10 protein-coding genes are annotated in these 21,880 nt (G+C 52.4%); 8 read left to right on the forward strand and 2 right to left on the reverse strand.

From position 1 onward, the window contains the following. The first annotated feature begins 38 nt into the window (after positions 1 to 38). The 4 genes from JUF13_RS00230 to pepF all read left to right on the forward strand — a co-directional run bounded on the left by JUF13_RS00230 (position 39) and on the right by pepF (position 5,000). The gene (locus JUF13_RS00230) at positions 39 to 830 is read left to right on the forward strand and encodes a phosphotransferase family protein (protein ID WP_203637231.1); all 792 of its coding nucleotides are present in this window, start codon (positions 39 to 41) and stop codon (positions 828 to 830) included. Positions 831 to 895: 65 nt separating this feature from the next. After that, entirely contained in the window at positions 896 to 1,543 is a 648-nt protein-coding gene (gene trmB / locus JUF13_RS00235) for a tRNA (guanosine(46)-N7)-methyltransferase TrmB (protein WP_203637232.1), read from the forward strand. A gap of 488 nt (positions 1,544 to 2,031) precedes the next feature. After that, on the forward strand, positions 2,032 to 3,126 hold the full coding sequence (locus JUF13_RS00240; protein ID WP_203637233.1) for a competence protein CoiA: 1,095 nt from the start codon (positions 2,032 to 2,034) through the stop codon (positions 3,124 to 3,126). A 56-nt stretch (positions 3,127 to 3,182) separates the two neighbouring features. After that, positions 3,183 to 5,000 (forward strand): oligoendopeptidase F, encoded by a 1,818-nt coding sequence (gene pepF, locus JUF13_RS00245; RefSeq protein WP_203637234.1) that lies wholly within the window; start codon positions 3,183 to 3,185, stop codon positions 4,998 to 5,000. 74 nt (positions 5,001 to 5,074) lie between these two features. Here pepF and JUF13_RS00250 read toward each other — a convergent pair whose 3' ends face one another. After that, positions 5,075 to 5,935 carry a DegV family protein gene (locus JUF13_RS00250; protein WP_203637235.1) on the reverse strand — a complete coding sequence of 287 codons (861 nt, stop codon included), beginning with the start codon at positions 5,933 to 5,935 and terminating at the stop codon, positions 5,075 to 5,077. A gap of 249 nt (positions 5,936 to 6,184) precedes the next feature. Continuing rightward, positions 6,185 to 6,835 (reverse strand): DsbA family protein, encoded by a 651-nt coding sequence (locus JUF13_RS00255; RefSeq protein WP_125763149.1) that lies wholly within the window; start codon positions 6,833 to 6,835, stop codon positions 6,185 to 6,187. Positions 6,836 to 7,193: 358 nt separating this feature from the next. Here JUF13_RS00255 and yjbM point away from each other — a divergent pair, with 358 nt between their 5' ends. The 4 genes from yjbM to JUF13_RS00275 all read left to right on the forward strand — a co-directional run bounded on the left by yjbM (position 7,194) and on the right by JUF13_RS00275 (position 21,781). Beyond that, positions 7,194 to 7,850, forward strand: a complete 657-nt coding sequence (yjbM, locus tag JUF13_RS00260) for a GTP diphosphokinase (protein ID WP_125763147.1) — start codon at positions 7,194 to 7,196, stop codon at positions 7,848 to 7,850. A gap of 2 nt (positions 7,851 to 7,852) precedes the next feature. After that, positions 7,853 to 8,656 carry an NAD kinase gene (locus tag JUF13_RS00265; protein WP_203637236.1) on the forward strand — a complete coding sequence of 268 codons (804 nt, stop codon included), beginning with the start codon at positions 7,853 to 7,855 and terminating at the stop codon, positions 8,654 to 8,656. Beyond that, positions 8,653 to 9,552: an RluA family pseudouridine synthase gene (locus JUF13_RS00270; protein ID WP_203637237.1), complete on the forward strand. Its 900-nt coding sequence runs from the start codon at positions 8,653 to 8,655 to the stop codon at positions 9,550 to 9,552. Before JUF13_RS00265 ends, JUF13_RS00270 begins: the two co-directional genes overlap by 4 nt. 856 nt (positions 9,553 to 10,408) lie before the next feature. Next, positions 10,409 to 21,781, forward strand: coding sequence for a KxYKxGKxW signal peptide domain-containing protein (locus JUF13_RS00275; RefSeq protein WP_308439859.1), 11,373 nt, complete (start codon positions 10,409 to 10,411; stop codon positions 21,779 to 21,781). Positions 21,782 to 21,880 lie beyond the last annotated feature (99 nt).

A 21,880-nucleotide genomic window follows, 5' to 3' on the forward strand; every position in this document is an offset into this window, starting at 1 on the left:
ATTAATAATAGCTGACAAATCGAGGAGGGGTGGCACGCATGGCACTAGATATTAGTGACGGCTGGAGTCTGTATCCGCTGGGCGGTAATACGGGCACGGCGTACATGGGAACCAAGGCGTCACAAAAGGTGTTCTTAAAACAAAACGCGTCACCGTTTCTAGCGGCTCTCTCCATGGAGGGCATTACGCCGCGGCTCGTCTGGACCAAACGTTTGGCCACCGGCGACGTCATGACGGCCCAGGAATGGTTAAACGGCCGAACGTTACGGCGCAGTGAAATGCGTGAAGAGCGGGTCGCCCGCTTGCTTCACCGGGTCCATCATTCCCATCTGCTTCATGATATGTTATTAAAAGTCGGCGGACGATTTACCACGCCCGCCCAGTTGTTAACTCGCTTACAGCCAGCCTTAGCCGCTGACCTGCGCCAACATCCGCTGATCCAATCAGCCTTTGCGACCTTGCAAAACGAGCAACCGCAACTGCCCAAGACGCATTATGAAGTTTGTCATGGTGATTTGAATCATAAGAACTGGTTGTTATCCGACCGCCAACGGCTTTACCTGGTGGATTGGGACGCAGCCACGTTCGCTGACCCCGCCTTCGACCTGGGCGCACTGCTCTGTGAGTACGTGCCCCTGGAAGAGTGGCAACGCTGGTTACAGGATTACGGCGAGACGACAACGCCGGACCTGACCGCACGGGTCAACTGGTATGCGCGGGTGCACTGCTTGAGCGTTATCGCGGAGAGCTTCCACCAGCAGCGTTTTCAAATCATGAATCAACATTTAATTTTACTCGAAAAGCTGACGTGTGAGTCAGTAACTGATTAAATAACGTCGGCGGGAGCGGGGACAAACCTCGCGCCCGCCGTTGTGCTAACAAGGAGGATTTTATAGTGCGTGTACGTAATAAACCGTGGGCCAAGGACTATGTGGCCGAACACACCGAACGATTGGTGAGCGAACCAGAACCCTTGAAGGGCAACTGGCAGAGTCGCTTCCCCAAGAACCAACCCTTATTTGTTGAAATTGGGACCGGGAAGGGGCAGTTCATCGTTGAAATGGCCAAGGCCCATCCCGACCACAACTTTATTGGCATCGAAATTCAATTTTCTGTGATTGCGGCCGCTCTGAAAAAGGTCGTGGCCAGTGAATTGACGAACATCCAATTGGTACACACGGATGGTGAAGCCATCAACACCTTCTTCGCCGCTGGGGAAGTTGCGGGGCTGTACCTGAACTTCTCTGACCCATGGCCTAAGACGCGTCATGAGAAGCGTCGGTTAACATCACCGGTCTTCTTGGCCCATTACGCCGACGTCCTTCAGCCAGAAGGGTCCGTTCAGTTCAAGACCGATAACCGCGGCTTATTTGAATATTCCTTAGGGAGCTTGAATAACTTCGGCATGGTCTTCGACGGCGTCTGGCTCGATTTGCATGCCGCGACTGATGACGTGGAAGATATTCAGACGGAGTACGAGCAAAAGTTTTCGGCTAAGGGGCCTATTTACCAAGTCATCGCCCATTTTCCAGCTAAGGACTAATCGTTAAGAATAGTGAAATATACATTGGTTTTGCTGTTCCCGCCGGTGGGCTCAAGGTGGCCTGCTATGGGGTCCGACTCCAGCCTGAGCTAGTCATGCGTTCCCGGCGGCGGGTTCAACCTGCTCTGTTGTGGGGAGCGGTCCCAGCCTGAGAGGCGGTCTGGGGCCTCGCCTTGAAACCTCGCTGTGAATCGCGAGTTTCCAAGGTCGTCCCGTGATCTAAGCTGAGAAAAACACTCAGCTAACATCACTGACACAGCTGACCAGGTTGACCCGCCTCTGGTCGCTTAGACTGGTTAGGTGCGTTTTCACTGTCTGCACGTCAGCGTGTCGATGTTTCGTTTTGCTGAATGATAGGTCATTACATCAACGTCTATTTAAAATAAAAATCTCCAATCCGAATCCCATTCCAAGGATTCGGATTTTTTTAATTTCCCACGAACATTTGGCGGTCCTTTACGGAGTTAACCTGTGAGGAGGGATGTTTGATGTTGATTGCGGCTCGAGAAAAACAGTTGGTGGATGCGAAGAATGCTGAACGGGGGCGGTCGTACGTGTGTCCGGCGTGTCAGCAGCCGGTGGTTCTGCACCATGGGACACGGGTGCAGCCGTATTTTGCCCACCGGCCACAGTCGTCATGTACGGTTAAGGGCGAAGGGGAGACGCCCCAACACGTGTTGGGAAAACGCCAGTTGGCTGACTTCTTCGTTCCTTGGGGAGCCATCACCTTGGAACGGGTCTTACCCAGTATTTCCCAGCGGGCCGACTGTTGGATTGACCACCAGCCGCGACCGATTGCCCTGGAGTTTCAGTGTAGCCCCATCAACCGCGACGAGGTCGCTGAACGGACGTTAGGCTATCAAGGCCTAGGGGTGTATCCGCTCTGGTTACTGGGGAGCCGGTTCGCCAAGCAAAAATTGGGGTGGCATTTGATCGACCGCTTTGCCAGCTGGTTAAATGGGTGGGGACTTTGCCTGTTATTTTGGGACGTGGAGCGCAATCAACTGCGCGTCGACCATCACATCTGTCAGGCCATTACCGGTGACTATCAGTGTCAGTCGGTTTGGCTTGCGAATGTGGCCGACTTATCGGCTGGGTCACAGCGACGTTTGTGGTGGGCGCAACCGAACTTGGCGCGGTTTCGCTGGGAGCTGGACCGCGATTTACGCCGGTCATCCACCGTACTCAAACCTTTACAGACGGCGGTTTATTTGACCGGACATCATCTGGCCGGGTTCCCCCAGGTGTTGGCAACGGTGACGGTCACGGCGCCTATTTTTAGCCGCGGCTTGTTACTGTGGCGTATCATTCTGGCGGCGTGGCTATTTGAACGTTCGAACGTTTTGACGGATACCCTGGAACGCTTGGCGTGGGCGGCCTTTCAGCTGGTGGGTGGCGAGGTCACGGCGGTTCGATTTACCGGGCAGACGGCTTATTTGACCGCCATTGACGATTTACTAGCCGATTTGACCCAAGCGGACCTGATCAAACGCACGACGACCGGTTGGCAAATTATCTCGGAACCGCATTGGGATGCAGATTACACCGCCTGGTTAGAAAATGATGAGAAAGTTTTGGGCTGATTTCCCTATGGCACGGGTGAAAGTGGTAAAATATTGCTATGCAATGTTAAAGGAGGATGAGAAATTTGAAACAAATTCCCAAACGTTCCGCAGTTCCCACGGCCCTGACCTGGGACTTAACCACGATTTACCCCGATGACGCGGCCTTTAAGGCTGCCGTGAAGGACGTCCAAGCCGAAGCAACGAAGATGGCCGCCATGAAGGGGCAATTATCCCAGAGCGGTGCCGACCTGTACCGCGTGACCAAGGCCAACTTTGACCTGGAACGCCAGTTAGAACGCGTTTACGTTTACGCCTCCCTGAAGAATGATCAGGATACCGGCGATGCGGCCGCCCAAGCCTTAATGGGCCAGGCGGAAGGCCTCTTGGCAACCGTTGGCGCAGCAGCGTCTTGGTTCGAGCCAGAAGTCTTGGCCTTGGAGCCAGCCGACCTGCAAAAGCTGATCGATGCTGAGCCTAAATTAGCGGCGTATCAACACATCTTTGATGTCTTAGGGCAACAACGGGCCCACACACTGTCCGTTCAAGAAGAAAAGCTCTTGGCTGGGGCCAGTGATATCTTCGCTGCCTCATCGAAGACCTATAGCGTGCTGAGCGATGCCGATTTGAAGTTCCCCGTCGTTCAGGATGAAAAGGGTAACGACGTCCGGCTCTCCGAAGGCCTCTATGGGGTCCTGCTGGAATCCACCACGCCAGCCGTCCGTGAACAGGCCTTTAAGGCCCTGTACAGCGTCTATCAACAGTTCCGGCATACCTTTGCCTCCACGCTGGCTAGCGAAGTTAAAACGCACAATTTTAACGCTGACGTTCGTCATTATGCCAGTGCCCGTGAAGCTGCGATGAGTGCCAACAACGTACCCGCTGTGGTTTACGACACGCTGGTCAAGACGGTCAACGACCACCTGGATTCCCTGCACCAATACGTGAACCTGCGTAAGGAAATCTTGGGCCTGCCCGAACTGCACATGTACGACCTGTACACGCCCATCACCGGGGAACCTAGCCTGAGCTACACCTACGCGGAAGCCCAACAGGAAGCCTTGAAGGCGCTGAGCGTGCTCGGTCCCGATTACGTGGCCAACGTGCAGAAGATGTTCGATACCCGCGCCATTGACGTCGTGGAAAACGAAGGCAAACGCACGGGGGCCTATTCCGGTGGGATGTACGACACCAAGCCGTACATTCTGTTGAATTGGCAGGACAGTCTGGAAAGCCTGTTCACGCTGGTCCACGAAATGGGTCACAGCATGCACAGCCACTACACCCGGACGAACCAACCTTACCAGTATGGGGATTACTCCATCTTCGTGGCCGAAATTGCTTCGACGACGAACGAAAATCTCTTAACGGATTATCTGTTGAAGACACAAACGGATCCTCAGGTCCGGGCTTACGTGTTGAACCACTACCTGGATGGGTTCAAGGGGACCGTTTACCGGCAGACGCAGTTCGCTGAATTTGAAGACTACATTCACACGCAAGCCGCTGCCGGGGAAACCTTGACGGCCGACTTCATGAGCAAATTCTACGGTGACCTGAACCGGCGTTACTACGGCGACGGGGTCGTGTCCGATCCCCAAATCGCCGACGAGTGGACGCGGATTCCGCATTTCTACTACAACTACTACGTTTACCAGTATTCCACTGGTTTCGCGGCCGCAACGACCTTGGCCCAACGCGTGTTGAGCGGGGATGATGCCAAGCGCGAGGCTTACCTGAACTACCTGAAGTCCGGGAGCTCCGACTTGCCACTGAACGTGATGAAGAAGGCCGGTGTCGACATGACGCAGCCAGATTACCTGCAGACGGCATTTAAGACGTTTGATGACCGCTTAGCTGAATTCAGCCAACTGGCCCATGAATTAAAGAAATAGCGCATTAAAAATAGACTGATCACCCACCTGTAATCGGGCGATGATCAGTCTATTTCATTTGCATACATTTAAATTTAGTAGGATTGCCAGTCGCGTTGCCAAATCAGGCCCATGGTTTTTTCACCGGTGTGGACACTGATGGCGGGGCCAAGTTGGCTCTGGACCACGCGGACCTCTGGGAATTGGTCGGTGAGCGCGGCATCCCAGTCGTCGGCCAGGTCGGCATTGTTGGCGTTGATGACCGTGATCAACAGGGGATAATCGACCTGGGTCAACGTCTCCTGGAGCTTGTCAGTCATGTAGTGGAAGGCCTTCTTCATGGTCCGTTCCTTGCCGATGGCGATGATCTTGCCCTCGTCGTTGAACGTCAGGAGGGGTTTGATGTTGAGCAGGTTACCGATGATGGCCGACCGGTTACTGAGACGACCGGTCCGGGCCAAATGACTCAGGTTGTCCACGGCAAAGTACACGTTCATGGTATCGCGCAAGTCTTCGAGCTGGGGAACGATGTCGGCGGCCGTGTTGCCGTTAGCGACCAGCTGGCCCGCTAACAGACACAGGTTGGCCTCGCCGGCACTGGCGACCAGGGAATCGACCGGGTAGATGTGGGCCTTGGTGTAGGTCCGGCAGAACATCTTGAGATTGCTCATGAACGAGGTGATTCCGCTGGACAGGTGAATCGAAATAATCTCGTCATAGCCCTCGTCAGCCAGTCGGTCGTAGGCTTCTTCAATCTGACCCAGGGAGACCTGTGCCGTGGTGGGAAGCTCCTGATCCGTCTTCAGATAGTCGTAGAACGTCTTCAGACTTAATTTGGATTCGGCGTATTGCTGGCCACCCAAAATCACGGTGATGGGCAGGACCACGATATGAAATTGCTTGATCTGTTCGGGGGTGAGGTAGGAGGCGGTGTCCGTAACGATAGCTGTTCGCATAAATTTTCCCTTCAGTTCCACAAAATAGTTGGCTCAATCATACCATATTGGATTCTAATTCGGTAGTGGCAGGTATCACTAACATTTACAATTAATTGGATGATTCGTGAGCTGGAGACACTGCGAGCCAGGTAAGGTTTAGGTGACCCGTCGCAACCTGTTATCTAGAATTGCCCCCACGAAAAAACTGGCCCCGTAAAATCACGCAGATTTTACGAAGCCAGTTTTTAAGGTGAACAAGCAGCGAGACTACAACACCCGCAGATTGGGTTGATTGCTGCCCAGCATTAATGAAGTCGCCTGTTCATTAGTTTGATAATTAGGTTCAGCCATTAACATTTCTTTCGTGGCAACGCCTTGGCTTTCACAGACGTCGCAGAGGGCATCATAAGTCACGTCGTTTAAGAGTAACCCACAGTCGGAAACATCACAGTTAAAAATCACAGCGGATGAGGATTGTTCAATCTTCATTTCAGCCGCTAACTTTTGATCCGTCTTGAAGGCTTGTTTCGCCAGATCGGATTGACAGTCTTCCGTGAACATGTCGAGGTCCAGGTGGCACTTCTTGGCCATTTCTAAAGTCAGTTCTTCCGTAAAACTTTGGTGCTGACTGACAACGGCATCCTGCATGTTGAGCAGGAATTTGCGCCCCTTACGTTTTCCTTGAAAAAGGGCGGCCTTATAAGCCAAAATTGCTTGGTAGGTGACGTTGAAGCGCGCATTTCTCTCGGCGAGCGTTGGTCGCGAAGAGAGAGATTGCGCGATGATCTGTTGGTTAAGCAACGGAACAAACTGGAACGACACCTTGCTATTAAGATGATCGGCCAACCGCATGATATTTCGTTCAGAACGCATACAACGCGCACCGAGCGGGTTGACGAACAAATAGACTTCTAACACATTGCTTCCTCCTATACCTGTCCTAGTTGGCAATCAGCAAGGGTCGCCAAACAAAAAGTAACAATACCACTACATTACCAAAATTTCAAAAAATAGCAATTGGAACGTTTGTTTGAGGTGAAGACCGTTCGTTTAAAACGCAACCCTATCATGCAACATTTTTAAGCGGACGTAAAGCTAAACGCCTCGTAAAAGGGAGTCAGTCCATTCATCGAACGATAAGTGAAATGCTTAACAAATTAAAGAGGTAATTACTCTCAGTTGCTGAGAAAATATGGTAAAATCGAGAGATGAGTCATGTTCTGCGCCGGAATTATTCCCGACGCAGGCGTGGAATTAAGGTTGGGGGATAGTCATTATGGTAACGAACTGGGATCAATTTTTATTGCCCTATCAACAGGCCGTGAGTGAGCTCAAGGTGAAGCTCCGCGGTATCCGCAAGCAATTTGAAAATAAAAATGAACGGCCGCCGATTGAGTTCGTGACGGGTCGGGTCAAGCCAGTCCCCAGCATCAAGGAAAAGATGTCTCGGCGTCACGTGGCCGAAGAACGACTGGAACAGGATATGCAAGACATTGCGGGCTTGCGGATCATGTGTCAGTTTGTGGAAGATATTTATCAAGTCGTCGACCTGTTACGGCGGCGGACCGACCTGACGATTCTGGAGGAACGGGATTACATCCATAACGAGAAGCCGAGTGGTTATCGGTCTTACCATATTGTGGTGGAATATCCGGTTCAGCTGGTTTCCGGCGAGAAGAAAATTCTGGCCGAGATTCAGGTGCGGACGCTGGCCATGAACTTTTGGGCCACCATCGAGCATTCATTAAATTACAAATACCAGGGCGCCTTTCCTGAGGAACTCAGCGACCGCTTACAACGGGCAGCCGAGGCCGCCTTTAAGTTGGACACGGAAATGTCCGAGATTCGTGAAGAAATTCAAGAGGCCCAGCAATATACGCCGAAGCATGAGAGCGATGTGGATGGAACGCCTCACCAGAATAAGGAAGATTAGTTATGAAGGTTTCCATTTTTAGTAATAACGGCCCGTCCTCACAGAAGGTGGCGACGGCGCTGCACCGTGGCTTAGAGACTGCGGGGGTGACCATCGATAGTTTGAATCCAGATATCGTGGTCACGGTCGGCGGGGATGGCACGTTGCTATCCGCGTTTCACCATTACAATGACCGGCTCGACAAGGTCCGCTTTGTCGGGATTCATACCGGTCACCTGGGTTTCTACACCGACTGGCGGGACTACGAGGTCCAGGAGCTGGTCGATAGCTTGGCCGACGACAACGGCCAAAGTGTGAGCTATCCACTGCTGTCGATTCAGGTCGACTACGCGGATGGCACGCACTCGGACCAAGCGCTGGCTTTAAACGAATCCACTATTAAAAAGGTGTCTGGAACCATGGTCGCTGACGTGTATATCAAGGACGAACTCTTCGAAAGCTTTCGGGGGGATGGCCTGTGTATCTCGACGCCGACCGGATCTACGGCCTACAATAAATCCGTGGGTGGGGCGGTCATCAACCCCCGATTCAACGCGATTCAAATGGCAGAGATTGCGTCCATTAACAATTTAGTCTTCCGGACATTGGGGTCGCCCCTGATTATCCCGGCGGACGAATGGATTCGCATCGAACCCACGGATCCGACCGACAACGTCTTAATGTGTGATCAGCTCGGCATCGAAGGTCGGCCCATCAAGGCCATTTCGTACCGTATCGCGCGGCAACGGATCGCCTTCGCTGAGTACCGCCATACCCATTTCTGGCAACGGGTCGAGGCTTCCTTCATTGGAAGGGAGAACGCATGATCAATTTTAAATGGACAGTGACCGGTGAGAGTCCGGTCCACGTACGCACGGTGCTGATGGCCCACGGGGTCACCCGCACCTTTTTGAAACGCGTGAAATTTCACGGCGGCATCATCACCCTGGATGGGGTCGAGGTCCGGGTGATTGCGATGGCCCAGCCGGGGCAAATGGTGGGGCTGCAGCTGCCGCCGGAACAGGCCAACGACCACGTGGCGACCTCATTTAAACCGTTGGACATCCTCTATGAGGACCCGCACTTCTTGGTCGTCAATAAACCGGCTGAGATGGCCTCTGTGCCGTCACACCTGTATCCAGATGATACGTTAGCTAATCGGGTCAAAGGGCACCTAACGGCCATTCACGCGCCCAGCACGGTGACCCACATTGTGACGCGCTTGGACCGCGAGACCAGCGGGGCGGTGCTCTTTGCCAAGCATCACTTTGCCCATTCTATCCTGGATAAGCAATTGAAGGACCACGCACTGGACAAACGCTACATTGCGTTGGCGACTGGCCGAATCCCCGTGGATCACCAGCTAATCGACCAGCCGATTGGGCGAGCAGCGGATTCCTTTATCAAACGAACCGTGCGGCCAGATGGGCGGTCGGCTCAGACGGAGTTCTGGGTGCGGGGTCGCTCTCGTTCGGCCACCTTACTAGCCCTCAAGCTCCATACTGGGCGGACCCATCAAATTCGGGTCCATTGCCAGTCGATTGGGCATCCACTAGTGGGGGATTGGTTGTACGGTAAACAAACCAATCCCTGGATTCACCGGCAAGCCTTACACTGCGCGCGTTTGCGCTTCTATCAGCCGTTCCTGGGAAAATGGATCACCTGCTACGCACCACTGCCGGATGACATGGCAGCGGTTATCACTAACGAGCTTATAAACTGAACAATCTAGGTAAAAGGTCCCGTCAACGCAGTCTGTTGGCGGGATTTTTGTGTCGATAAATATCCAATTATTGGTGGTTTATACGGGGGTGACTGGTCGTAATTCAACTAGTTAGCAATGAAAACGGTTTCTGAAAGCTGATGACCTGAGGCAGTGTCGGCCGAGCTGAAATATAAATGGATTAATAGGCCAGTGAATAAAATAGTTAAAATCACGAAGAATATTACTGTTACACATTTGAAAAAGTGTGTGCATGGTAAACTGATTTACGTGAAAAGTTAAGGATTTCTAAACTAAATGCTTGATTTTTGATCGTAAAAATGGCCAATAATCGTTTGCGCATAAATCGTCATATGGACAGTATTTTCATCAAAATATAATTTTTCAAAACTATGAATATGTTTTTACGATTTTAGAACAGTTAATGGTATAACCCCTGTATTTATCGCACGATAGAATGATAACAATTAGTTAACACACGCAAAATGCTTGTTTAACGCGATTTATAAACTGAACTAATCAGGAAAAAGTCTGATTAATCAGATATTAGCTCAGTGTTTACAGGTAAAATGTTGACAAAAAGTTTGATGTGATTGTTTTAACACTTTACTTAGATTTAGCGAAATCTTAGAAATATTGTCAATAAATTTACTTTTAAAACAGTGCGTAGAGTAAATCTATGCTAGAATAGCAATTGTTAGGGGATGGTTTATAGGGGAGACCCTTTATTAGGGGAATGTGTATAGACCATTCAATGTAAGTTCACTAATTTTTGGGAAACTCAATCACTAGGAGTAGCGATTGTCACTCATCTATTGCAAGTCAACTTTTAAGGAGGACATTAAAAGTGAAATTCATGCGGAATAAAGCTTTTAACGGCGACCCTAAATTGCGGTACAAGATGTACAAGGTAGGGAAGACCTGGGTCTTCGCTGCATTGGCATCCTTTTCGTTATTAGGTGCAGGAACGCTGTCAGCCAGTGCGGATGCAACGAGCACGGATGACGCAACCAATAGTACTAAAGTCGCCACATCAGCTGCCAGCTTAACGAGTTCGGCGGCGGATCAGCAGGAACAGAAGAGCGAATCAACAGCCAGTAGCGCTGGTACGAGCAGCGAGACTAGCGCTGCCAGTTCATCAGCCTCAAGTGCTTCATCTAAAGTGGTAGTTGAATCTGCACCGGTTTCCGACGCCAGCAGTTCAGCCGCTTCATCTTCAAGCAACAGTAGTAGTGCCACGACGGCAACCGCCATTAGTGCTGACACGACTAGCACAGCGACGTCAACATCAGACGCTGCGAGCATCGCGTCCAGTGCCGCTGCCAACGTTAAGACGGATGTCACGCTGAGTGCCAACGTGACCAAGACGGTTGCGAAGGTTGCGACGACTAAGAAGTCCGTTGTCACGCCTGTAACTGAAAACGATACCGTGACGGTAGGGACGTCTGATGAGACAAAGGTCGCCACGGATGCTGACAACGATGCGAGTGCCGCTGCCAGTGCAGCCGCTGCTGCCAAGGCCAGTGCCACGACCGCTAGTAGTTATGCAGCGCTGGTGCCAACGAGTGACGTGAATAACGCCTACACGGCAACCAGTAGCTACGCAGCAAAGACGGATACGGCTTCTGAGTTAACCCATTACTACAGCAGTTTAGCTTCTGGTTACAAACAAGCGGTTGCTGACGGCATGGGCGATTCAGACAGCTTAATGAACAATTATGTGTCCGCCTTGACCGCAGCTAAATCAGCCGCAAGTAACGCAACGTCATACGCTAACCTGGCTTCCAGTACCGCAGCGATTGCCAAATCAGCCGCCGCTGTCGGTCTGAAAGACATGGTTAGCAGTGCTAATTTGCCAACGTTCTCAGCCGCTGCCGCAGCTAGCGAAGCAGCCATTGCCGCTGCCACGGCCGCAAGTAGTGCTTACAACGCCACGCAATACGATACCAGTAACGCGGCGGCGGTTGCTGCCTACGCAACGGCTAACAGCGCCGCTTCCGATGCAGCCAACGCGTCATCCTTAGCAACGTCCTTGGCCGGTGACGCCCAAGCACAATACAGTGTGGATAATAGTGCTGCTCTGAGTGGGGACTATGCATCAGCAAGCGACGCGTTGATTTCAGCCAATGACATTTCTAGTCAAGCCCTGGATGCCTACAATGCAGCCAGCACGGCCAACTCGACCGCCCAATCCGCTGCACTGACGGCAACGTCTCTGGCAGTTAGTGATTCAGCAGTGAAGGCGTCTTCAAGTGCCGTCTTAGCCGCTGGTTACGCCAGTTCAGCCAATTCGTTTGCGTCAGAAGCTGGGGGTTACAAAGGGGACCAATCCGCACAATACGCGGAAAGCGCTGCTTCATTCGCCGCTGCCGTCACCTCTTCCGCTAACCTGGCCAGTTCGGCTGCTTCAACGGCGGCTGCCGCAACTAGCGCCGCCGATGCTGCCTCATTAGCGCGGGTGGCTAGTTCGGCTGCTTCCGACGCGGCTTTGAACCTGGAAGGCGCTTCTAGTGCCGCTTCCTTGGCCGCAGCTTATGAAACGGATGCACAAGGTATTGATGAAAATGAAGAAGAAGATACGAGTGCCATTGGTGGAACGACCAACACGCTGACGAGTTCATCAACAGCGGTGGGCGTGGGCCAGAGCGTTACGTTGACTAATGCTATGACATTAGGTTCATATGCCTTCCCAGTTCAAATTGGGTCATCATCCTACAAAATTTCTTCGGGCACTTATACTTGGTATGAATCCACTGATGGTAAAAACTGGACAGTCGCTTCGACTAGTTCGTCCACGTCGACCTCACAGAGTTTTACACCAACTTATACTTCAGCAGGGACCTACTACTACTACTTGAAGGTTAGTGGGACCAAAAAGGCAACTTACCTTGCTGTAAATAATCATACAGCCAGCTTCTCAACATCTTCCAACGTTATCACGGTTGTCGTTTCTGACGTCAACGGTAATTACACAGATCAAGCTTCGAGTGCCGCCGCTGCTGCAGATGCGACCGCTGCGTTAGCTTCTTCAATGGCTAGTTCAGCCAATGCGGCTTACGACCTGTTGGCCAGCACGACGGATCTTGTTTCTGACGTTACGGTCCAAGATCACGCTAGAAGTGCTGCCGCTTATACAAAGGACACGGCTAGTTATGCAGCGTTAGCCGTGAAGGCCGCCACTGCCGCAAGTAGTGCAAGTAGTTTGGCAACGTCTTATGAAGCAGAAAATAATTACTCCGCTGCGCAATCCGCAGCACTCGATGCAATCGCTGCACAGGCGGATGCTGATTCTTACGGCATCTTGACGACTTCCGCCGCTGCTGATGCGACACTGGCAGTTGCTGATACCTACACGGCCGCTCAAAAGCAAGAAGCAGCTGGTAAGTATTTGGCCTCCAGTTATGCTGCCGCTGCTGCAGGTGCAGCCAGTCAGGCACTTGATCAGGCCAACATTGCAAACTCCAATGCCGCCGATGCAGCTAACGCATTTGCTTCAGCACCGCTGTACCAAGAAGCAGCTTCTGCAGCTAATGCGGCTGCTATCGCTGCCAACACGGATGCGGCAAGCAACGCGTCGATGGCTGCTGTCAAGGCAAACGAGGCGGCTTCCTATGCGGCAACCGGTAGCTTGGCCGAGGCCTCGACTGCCGCAGCCAACGCTAAAACGTATCTCAAGTGGACGACCGAAGCTGCTAGTTCCGGTGCCTCTGCCGCTGCTGAAGCAACCAAGATCATCGTGGATGGCCAATCCTCAGCAGTCAGTGTTAATGCGGCTTCAACGGCTGTCATTGATGCTGCCGCTGCTACCAGTGCGCAAGCAGCAGGATCCATCGCTGCTTCCTTAGCCGCTACGATGACACAAAATACTAGTCTGGGTGGTTCTTACACGGCTGCTGCTGCTGCGTACGCACAGGACGCACAGTACGCCGCCGCTGCTGCCGATGCAGCCACCAATGACGCCAACAGTTACATGGCAGCGGCCTCATCCGCGGTTGCCGCAGGGAGCTTCGCCGCAGCCAGTGAATACTCCACTGCCGCTGATGCAGAACTGGTTTCTGCCAGCCAATTAGCGTCTGAAGCCACGGTAGCCGCCGCTGCTGCGACTGAGGCCGCTAGCTACGCGGTGCTTTACTCCAATAACCTGGGTAAGTATAAGGGTAAGCCATCAGGGGACGCCTTTGTCCTGTTAGGGATGGTTGTCTCCGGTGGATTTACGCAACAGCCAACCGCCGTTACCTCAACCACTTCTGGTAAGACGATTAGCTTAACTTCGACTGCTAAAACGGGTCTGGGTGCCATTAACATCAGCCACTCGACGACTTGGTACACGCAGATCAACGGTAAATGGGTAAAACTGAGTGGATCATCAGGTAGTATCAACGATGCCAGCGGAAAAGAAATTGCCACTTATACGACTAAAGACAACACGCCGTGGTACGCTGGGTTGGCAACCGCTTCCAGTACGCTGACGGTAACCACCAATGAAGACTTTACCGGTTCATTGCTGTTCCAGTCAGCCGTTGGGTTCTTGGGAACTAATACGGTAACTGGGGACTTTTACAGTAACTTAGCCCAGGTCGACGTTTACGACAGTGAAATTGCCGCTACGGGTATCACGATTGCCGGGGATGATTACATTCTGAACGGCTCAGATACGCAAACTGAAGGAGTCTTCACGGCAACGACTAATCCTGGCAATGCCACTGGGGACATCACTTGGACTAGCAGTGACGAATCCATTGCCACAGTCAGTGCTGATGGGACGGTAACGCCAACGTCCGCAACTTCCGCTGGGAAGATTACGATTACAGCGACAATCACTAATGCTGATGGGACTTCATTCTCATCCAGCAAAGATGTGACCGTCGGTAATGGTTTAGCTGATCATGCGGTTAACGCCGGCGACGATTTGACCTGGTCACCAGAAATGGATACAACAAGTGATGGCACAAAGGTTTCATACCAGTGGTACTACTCCGCAACAGCCGGTAGCCAAGGTCAGAAGCTGGATGGACAAACTAGCGAAACCCTGAACTTAACGGGTGCGACGGCTGGTAACCAAGGATACTACACGCTGGTTGTGACCAGTGGTAGCACAACCATGTCTCTGGGTCAGGCGTACCTGACAGTTAACACGACGCAAACTGATGCGGCTTCATCATCAGCTAGCTTAGCCGCTGATGCTGCAAACGAAGCTGGTCAATACGCAAGTGTGGCTAACTCCTATGCAGATCTGTCCACGGATTATGCAGTGAAGGGGTCAACGGCTTCTAGTTACGCTGCTGAAGCTGCAACAGCCGCTTCAACGGCAGCTTCTGCTGCAACCGAGGCTTCATCGGCCGCCGCCGCTGCTTCAACGGCTCACGCAAATGCTTCATCAGCTGAAGCAGCTAGTGATAACGCTGCGGCATCAAGTTATGCAGCCGAAGCTTCATCAGCCGCCGCTGCTGCTCAGACTGCCAAGGATCACGCTTCAAGTGCTGCTTCTGACGCACAGTCATACGCAAACATGGCTATTGCAGTGGATACGGATTCAGATAGTGATTCCGATAGCGAAAGTGATTCGGATTCGGATAGTGACTCAGACTCCGACAGCGACTCAGACTCCGACAGTGATTCGGATTCGGATAGTGACTCCGACTCCGACAGTGACTCTGACAGCGACAGTGATTCAGATAGCGACAGCGATTCGGACAGCGACAGTGATTCAGATAGCGACAGCGATTCGGACTCCGACAGCGACTCAGATAGCGACAGCGATTCGGACTCCGACAGCGACTCAGATAGCGACAGCGACTCCGATTCCGATAGTGATTCTGACAGCGACAGTGATTCCGACTCCGATAGCGATTCGGACTCCGACAGCGATTCAGATAGCGACAGTGATTCGGACTCCGACAGTGACTCAGATAGCGACAGCGATTCGGACTCCGATAGTGACTCCGACTCCGACAGTGACTCTGACAGCGACAGTGATTCAGATAGCGACAGCGATTCGGACTCCGACAGCGATTCAGATAGCGACAGTGACTCCGACTCCGACAGTGATTCCGATTCTGATAGTGACTCAGACTCCGACAGTGATTCCGACTCCGATAGTGATTCTGACAGCGACAGCGATTCGGACTCCGATAGTGACTCAGATAGCGACAGCGATTCCGACAGCGACTCCGATTCCGATAGTGATTCTGATTCCGACAGTGATTCCGACTCTGACAGTGATTCTGACAGCGACAGTGATTCGGACTCCGACAGCGATTCTGATTCTGACAGCGATTCTGATTCTGACAGTGACTCCGATAGCGACAGCGACTCAGACTCCGACAGCGACTCAGACTCCGACAGCGACTCCGACTCTGACAGCGATTCGGACTCCGATAGTGACTCCGATAGCGACAGCGACTCCGATTCCGATAGTGATTCTGATTCTGACAGTGATTCAGATAGCGACAGTGATTCCGATTCCGACAGTGACTCCGATAGCGACAGTGACTCAGACTCCGACAGCGACTCCGATTCCGACAGCGACAGTGACTCAGACTCCGATAGCGATTCTGATTCCGACAGTGATTCGGACTCCGACAGCGACTCCGATTCCGATAGTGACTCAGACTCTGACAGTGATTCAGATAGCGACAGCGACTCCGACTCCGATAGCGACTCAGACTCTGACAGTGACTCAGATAGCGACAGCGATTCAGACTCCGATAGCGATTCTGATTCCGACAGTGACTCAGACAGCGACAGTGATTCCGACAGCGACAGCGATTCGGACTCCGATAGTGACTCTGACAGCGACAGTGATTCTGACTCTGACAGTGACTCCGATTCCGACAGCGATTCGGACTCCGATAGTGACTCGGACAGCGACAGCGATTCAGATAGCGACAGTGATTCTGACTCCGATAGTGACTCAGACTCTGACAGCGACTCAGACTCCGACAGTGACTCAGACTCCGACAGCGACTCAGATAGCGACAGTGATTCGGACTCCGACAGTGACTCCGATTCCGACAGTGACTCAGATAGCGACAGTGACTCTGATTCCGATTCCGACAGCGATTCAGATAGCGACAGTGATTCTGACTCCGACAGCGATTCAGATAGCGACAGTGACTCAGATTCCGACAGCGACTCAGATTCCGATAGTGATTCAGACTCCGATAGTGATTCAGATAGCGACAGCGATTCGGACTCCGACAGCGACTCAGATTCCGACAGCGATTCGGACTCCGACAGCGATTCAGATAGCGACAGCGATTCGGACTCTGATAGCGACTCAGACTCCGACAGCGATTCGGACTCCGACAGTGACTCAGACTCCGATAGCGATTCAGATTCCGATAGTGATTCTGACAGCGACAGTGACTCAGACTCCGATAGCGACTCAGACTCCGACAGTGATTCTGATAGCGACAGTGACTCCGATTCCGATAGCGATTCAGACTCCGACAGCGACTCCGACTCCGATAGCGATTCAGATTCTGACAGCGACAGCGACTCCGATTCCGATAGTGATTCCGACTCTGACAGCGACTCCGATTCCGATAGTGACTCTGACTCCGACAGTGATTCGGATTCCGACAGTGACTCAGATAGCGATAGCGACTCAGACTCAGACAGCGACAGTGACTCGGACTCCGACAGTGATTCCGATTCCGACAGCGATTCGGATTCCGACAGTGACTCTGACAGCGACAGTGATTCCGACTCCGATAGTGACTCCGATTCCGACAGTGACTCAGATAGCGACAGCGACTCAGACTCCGACAGCGATTCAGATTCCGACAGTGACTCCGACTCTGACAGTGACTCGGACTCCGACAGTGATTCTGACAGCGACAGTGATTCAGACTCCGACAGCGATTCTGATTCTGACAGTGACTCCGATAGCGACAGCGACTCAGATTCCGACAGCGACTCAGACAGCGACAGCGATTCGGACTCCGATAGTGACTCAGATAGCGACAGTGATTCGGACTCCGACAGTGACTCTGACTCCGACAGTGACTCTGACTCCGATAGCGATTCTGATTCTGACAGTGACTCTGACAGCGATTCCGATAGTGATTCAGATTCCGACAGTGACTCCGATAGCGACAGTGATTCCGACTCCGATAGTGATTCTGACAGCGACAGCGATTCCGACTCCGATAGTGACTCAGATAGCGACAGCGATTCCGACAGCGACTCCGATTCCGATAGTGATTCAGATTCCGACAGTGATTCCGACTCTGACAGTGACTCAGACTCCGACAGTGATTCTGACAGCGACAGTGATTCAGACTCCGACAGCGATTCTGATTCTGACAGCGACTCAGATTCCGACAGCGACTCCGACTCCGACAGTGATTCGGATTCCGACAGTGACTCCGATTCCGATAGTGATTCAGATTCCGACAGCGACTCAGATAGCGACAGCGACTCCGATTCCGATAGTGACTCAGACTCCGACAGTGACTCCGATAGCGACAGCGACTCGGACTCTGATAGTGACTCAGATAGCGATAGCGACTCAGATAGCGACAGTGACTCAGATTCCGACAGTGACTCAGATAGCGATAGCGACTCAGACTCCGACAGCGATTCTGACTCCGATAGTGACTCGGATTCCGACAGTGATTCCGATTCCGACAGCGATTCTGACAGCGACAGTGATTCAGACTCCGACAGCGATTCTGATTCTGACAGCGACTCAGATTCCGACAGCGACTCCGACTCCGACAGTGATTCGGATTCCGACAGTGACTCCGATTCCGATAGTGATTCAGATTCCGACAGCGACTCAGATAGCGACAGCGACTCCGATTCCGATAGTGACTCAGACTCCGACAGTGACTCCGATAGCGACAGCGACTCGGACTCTGATAGTGACTCAGATAGCGATAGCGACTCAGATAGCGACAGTGACTCAGATTCCGACAGTGACTCAGATAGCGATAGCGACTCAGACTCCGACAGCGATTCTGACTCCGATAGTGACTCGGATTCCGACAGTGATTCCGATTCCGACAGCGATTCTGACAGCGACAGTGACTCGGACTCCGACAGTGATTCTGACAGCGACTCAGACTCCGACAGCGACTCCGATTCCGACAGCGATTCGGATAGCGACAGTGACTCAGATTCCGATAGTGACTCTGACAGCGACAGTGATTCCGACTCCGATAGTGACTCCGATTCCGACAGTGACTCAGATAGCGACAGCGACTCAGACTCCGACAGCGATTCGGATTCCGACAGTGACAGCGATTCAGATAGCGATTCTGACAGCGACAGCGACTCAGACTCCGACAGTGACTCCGACAGCGATAGTGACTCAGATAGCGATAGTGATTCGGACTCCGACAGCGATAGTGACTCAGATAGCGATAGTGATTCGGACTCTGACAGTGACAGCGATTCAGATAGCGACAGTGATTCCGACTCAGACAGTGACTCAGATAGCGACAGTGATTCCGATTCTGACAGTGACTCGGACTCCGATAGTGATTCTGATAGCGATTCTGATTCAGACTCCGACAGTGATTCTGACAGCGATTCTGATTCAGACTCCGACAGTGATTCTGACAGCGACAGTGATTCCGATTCCGACAGTGACTCCGACTCAGATAGCGATTCTGACAGCGATAGTGATTCCGACTCCGACAGCGACTCAGACTCTGACAGTGATTCCGACTCCGATAGTGACTCAGATAGCGACAGCGACTCAGACTCCGACAGCGACTCAGACTCCGACAGCGACTCAGACTCCGACAGTGATTCCGACTCCGACAGTGATTCTGATTCCGATAGTGATTCCGACTCCGACAGTGACTCCGACAGCGATTCCGACTCCGATAGTGACTCAGACTCCGACAGCGATTCCGATTCCGATAGCGACTCCGATTCCGACAGCGACTCCGATTCCGATAGTGATTCTGATTCCGACAGCGACTCAGACTCCGACAGTGACTCTGACAGCGACAGTGACTCTGACAGCGACAGCGATTCCGACTCCGATAGTGACTCAGACTCCGACAGTGATTCTGACAGCGACAGTGACTCTGACAGCGACAGTGATTCCGATTCCGACAGCGATTCGGACTCCGACAGTGACTCAGACAGCGACAGTGACTCCGACTCCGATAGCGACTCAGACTCTGACAGTGACTCAGATTCCGACAGTGACTCCGACTCCGATAGCGATTCTGATTCAGATTCCGACAGTGACTCAGATTCCGACAGCGACTCAGACTCCGACAGTGATTCAGACTCCGACAGTGACTCAGATAGCGACAGTGACTCCGATTCCGACAGTGATTCAGACTCCGACAGTGACTCTGACAGCGACAGTGACTCTGACAGCGACAGTGATTCGGATTCCGACAGCGATTCGGATTCCGATAGTGACTCAGATAGCGACAGCGATTCCGACAGCGACTCCGATTCCGATAGTGATTCTGATTCCGACAGTGATTCTGATTCCGATAGTGACTCAGACTCCGACAGTGATTCCGATAGCGACAGCGACTCAGACTCCGACAGCGATTCAGACTCCGACAGCGATTCCGATTCAGATAGCGACTCAGACTCCGATAGCGATTCAGATTCCGACAGTGATTCTGACAGCGACAGTGATTCCGATAGCGATAGCGACTCAGACTCAGACAGTGACTCAGATAGCGACAGTGATTCGGATTCCGACAGTGACTCAGACTCCGACAGCGATTCTGATTCTGACAGTGACTCTGACAGCGACAGTGACTCAGATAGCGACAGTGATTCCGATTCCGATAGTGATTCCGATTCCGACAGTGATTCCGATTCCGACAGTGACTCAGACTCTGACAGTGACTCAGACTCTGACAGTGACTCAGATTCCGACAGTGATTCAGACTCCGACAGTGACTCAGACTCTGACAGTGACTCAGACTCCGACAGTGATTCTGACAGCGACAGTGACTCAGACAGCGACAGCGATTCGGATTCCGACAGTGATTCCGGTAGCGACAGCGACAGTGATTCGGACTCCGATAGCGATTCAGATTCCGACAGCGATTCCGATAGCGATAGCGACTCTGACAGCGACAGTGACTCAGATAGCGACAGCGATTCAGACTCCGATAGTGACTCTGACAGCGACAGTGATTCCGATTCCGACAGTGACTCAGACTCCGATAGCGATTCGGACTCCGACAGTGACTCAGATAGCGACAGTGACTCAGACTCCGACAGCGACTCCGATTCCGACAGTGATTCAGACTCCGACAGCGACTCCGATTCCGATAGTGACTCAGACTCTGACAGCGACTCCGATAGCGACAGCGACTCAGATAGCGACAGTGATTCGGACTCCGATAGTGACTCAGATTCCGACAGTGACTCTGACAGCGATAGTGATTCGGACTCCGATAGTGACTCGGACTCCGATAGCGATTCGGACTCCGACAGCGACTCAGATTCCGACAGTGATTCTGATTCCGACAGTGACTCAGACTCCGATAGCGATTCTGATTCCGACAGTGACTCTGACAGTGACTCTGACAGCGACAGTGACTCTGACAGCGACAGCGACTCCGATAGCGACTCAGGTTCTGGCGGTGGTGATGGATCCAACAACGGTGGCGACTCAGACTCCGATAGCGGTTCCGACTCTGACAGCGACGGCGACTCTGATTCTGAAGAAACTGGTAACGAGGGCGATGCTGGAAATGGTTCCGACTCCGGTAACGGTTCCAATTCTGGCAATGGTTCTGGCTCGGGTTCCGGAAGTGGCTCAGGCTCTGGTTCAGGTAGCGGTTCTGGCACTGGCTCAGCTTCTGGATCCGGCACTGGCAATGGCGCAACTGGCACAACGACCAACACGGGTTCAGGCACGACGCCGGTTGCAGCAACGACCTTAAATTACGGTGGCGCTGCAAACACGGCTGCGGGCACTGCACCGATGGCTGAGCTGACTGCTAGCTCACCAGCTACGGTAGCTGATACAGCAGCAAGTCCAGCGGACAACAGCGACAAGTCTGCCAGTGACAAGTCTGCTACTGATAAATCAGCTAGCGACAAGACGAGTGACAAGTCTGGCACTGCGAATGGTAGCGCCGCAGACTCAGCGACTGATGGGGATTCCGCAGTTAAATCAGCGGATAGCAACCACACCACGCTCTGGGGAGCAATTGCCGCTGCCATCGCCGCAGTAACTGGTGGCTCATGGTGGTACTTCGGCAAACGTGGTAAGCACGACAATTAACAAAAAGTAGTGTGACTGATTAAAAAATCTGTCGCACTGCTGATCAACAAAGAGTACGCCTAGAAAATTGGGCGTGCTCTTTTGCTGTCTAAAAAAATT

The organism is Levilactobacillus wangkuiensis, from assembly GCF_016861605.1.
GTDB classification, from domain to species: Bacteria; Bacillota; Bacilli; order Lactobacillales; family Lactobacillaceae; genus Levilactobacillus; species Levilactobacillus wangkuiensis.

What these genes read in the sequence shown, in the direction of transcription:
- pepF (WP_203637234.1), top strand. Translation starts at nt 3,183, where the DNA reads ATGAGAAATTTGAAACAAATTCCCAAACGTTCCGCAGTTCCCACGGCC.
- JUF13_RS00265 (WP_203637236.1), top strand. Translation starts at nt 7,853, where the DNA reads ATGAAGGTTTCCATTTTTAGTAATAACGGCCCGTCCTCACAGAAGGTG.
- JUF13_RS00270 (WP_203637237.1), top strand. Translation starts at nt 8,653, where the DNA reads ATGATCAATTTTAAATGGACAGTGACCGGTGAGAGTCCGGTCCACGTA.
- JUF13_RS00240 (WP_203637233.1), top strand. Translation starts at nt 2,032, where the DNA reads ATGTTGATTGCGGCTCGAGAAAAACAGTTGGTGGATGCGAAGAATGCT.
- JUF13_RS00250 (WP_203637235.1), bottom strand. Translation starts at nt 5,935, where the DNA reads ATGCGAACAGCTATCGTTACGGACACCGCCTCCTACCTCACCCCCGAA.
- yjbM (WP_125763147.1), top strand. Translation starts at nt 7,194, where the DNA reads ATGGTAACGAACTGGGATCAATTTTTATTGCCCTATCAACAGGCCGTG.
- JUF13_RS00275 (WP_308439859.1), top strand. Translation starts at nt 10,409, where the DNA reads ATGCGGAATAAAGCTTTTAACGGCGACCCTAAATTGCGGTACAAGATG.
- JUF13_RS00230 (WP_203637231.1), top strand. Translation starts at nt 39, where the DNA reads ATGGCACTAGATATTAGTGACGGCTGGAGTCTGTATCCGCTGGGCGGT.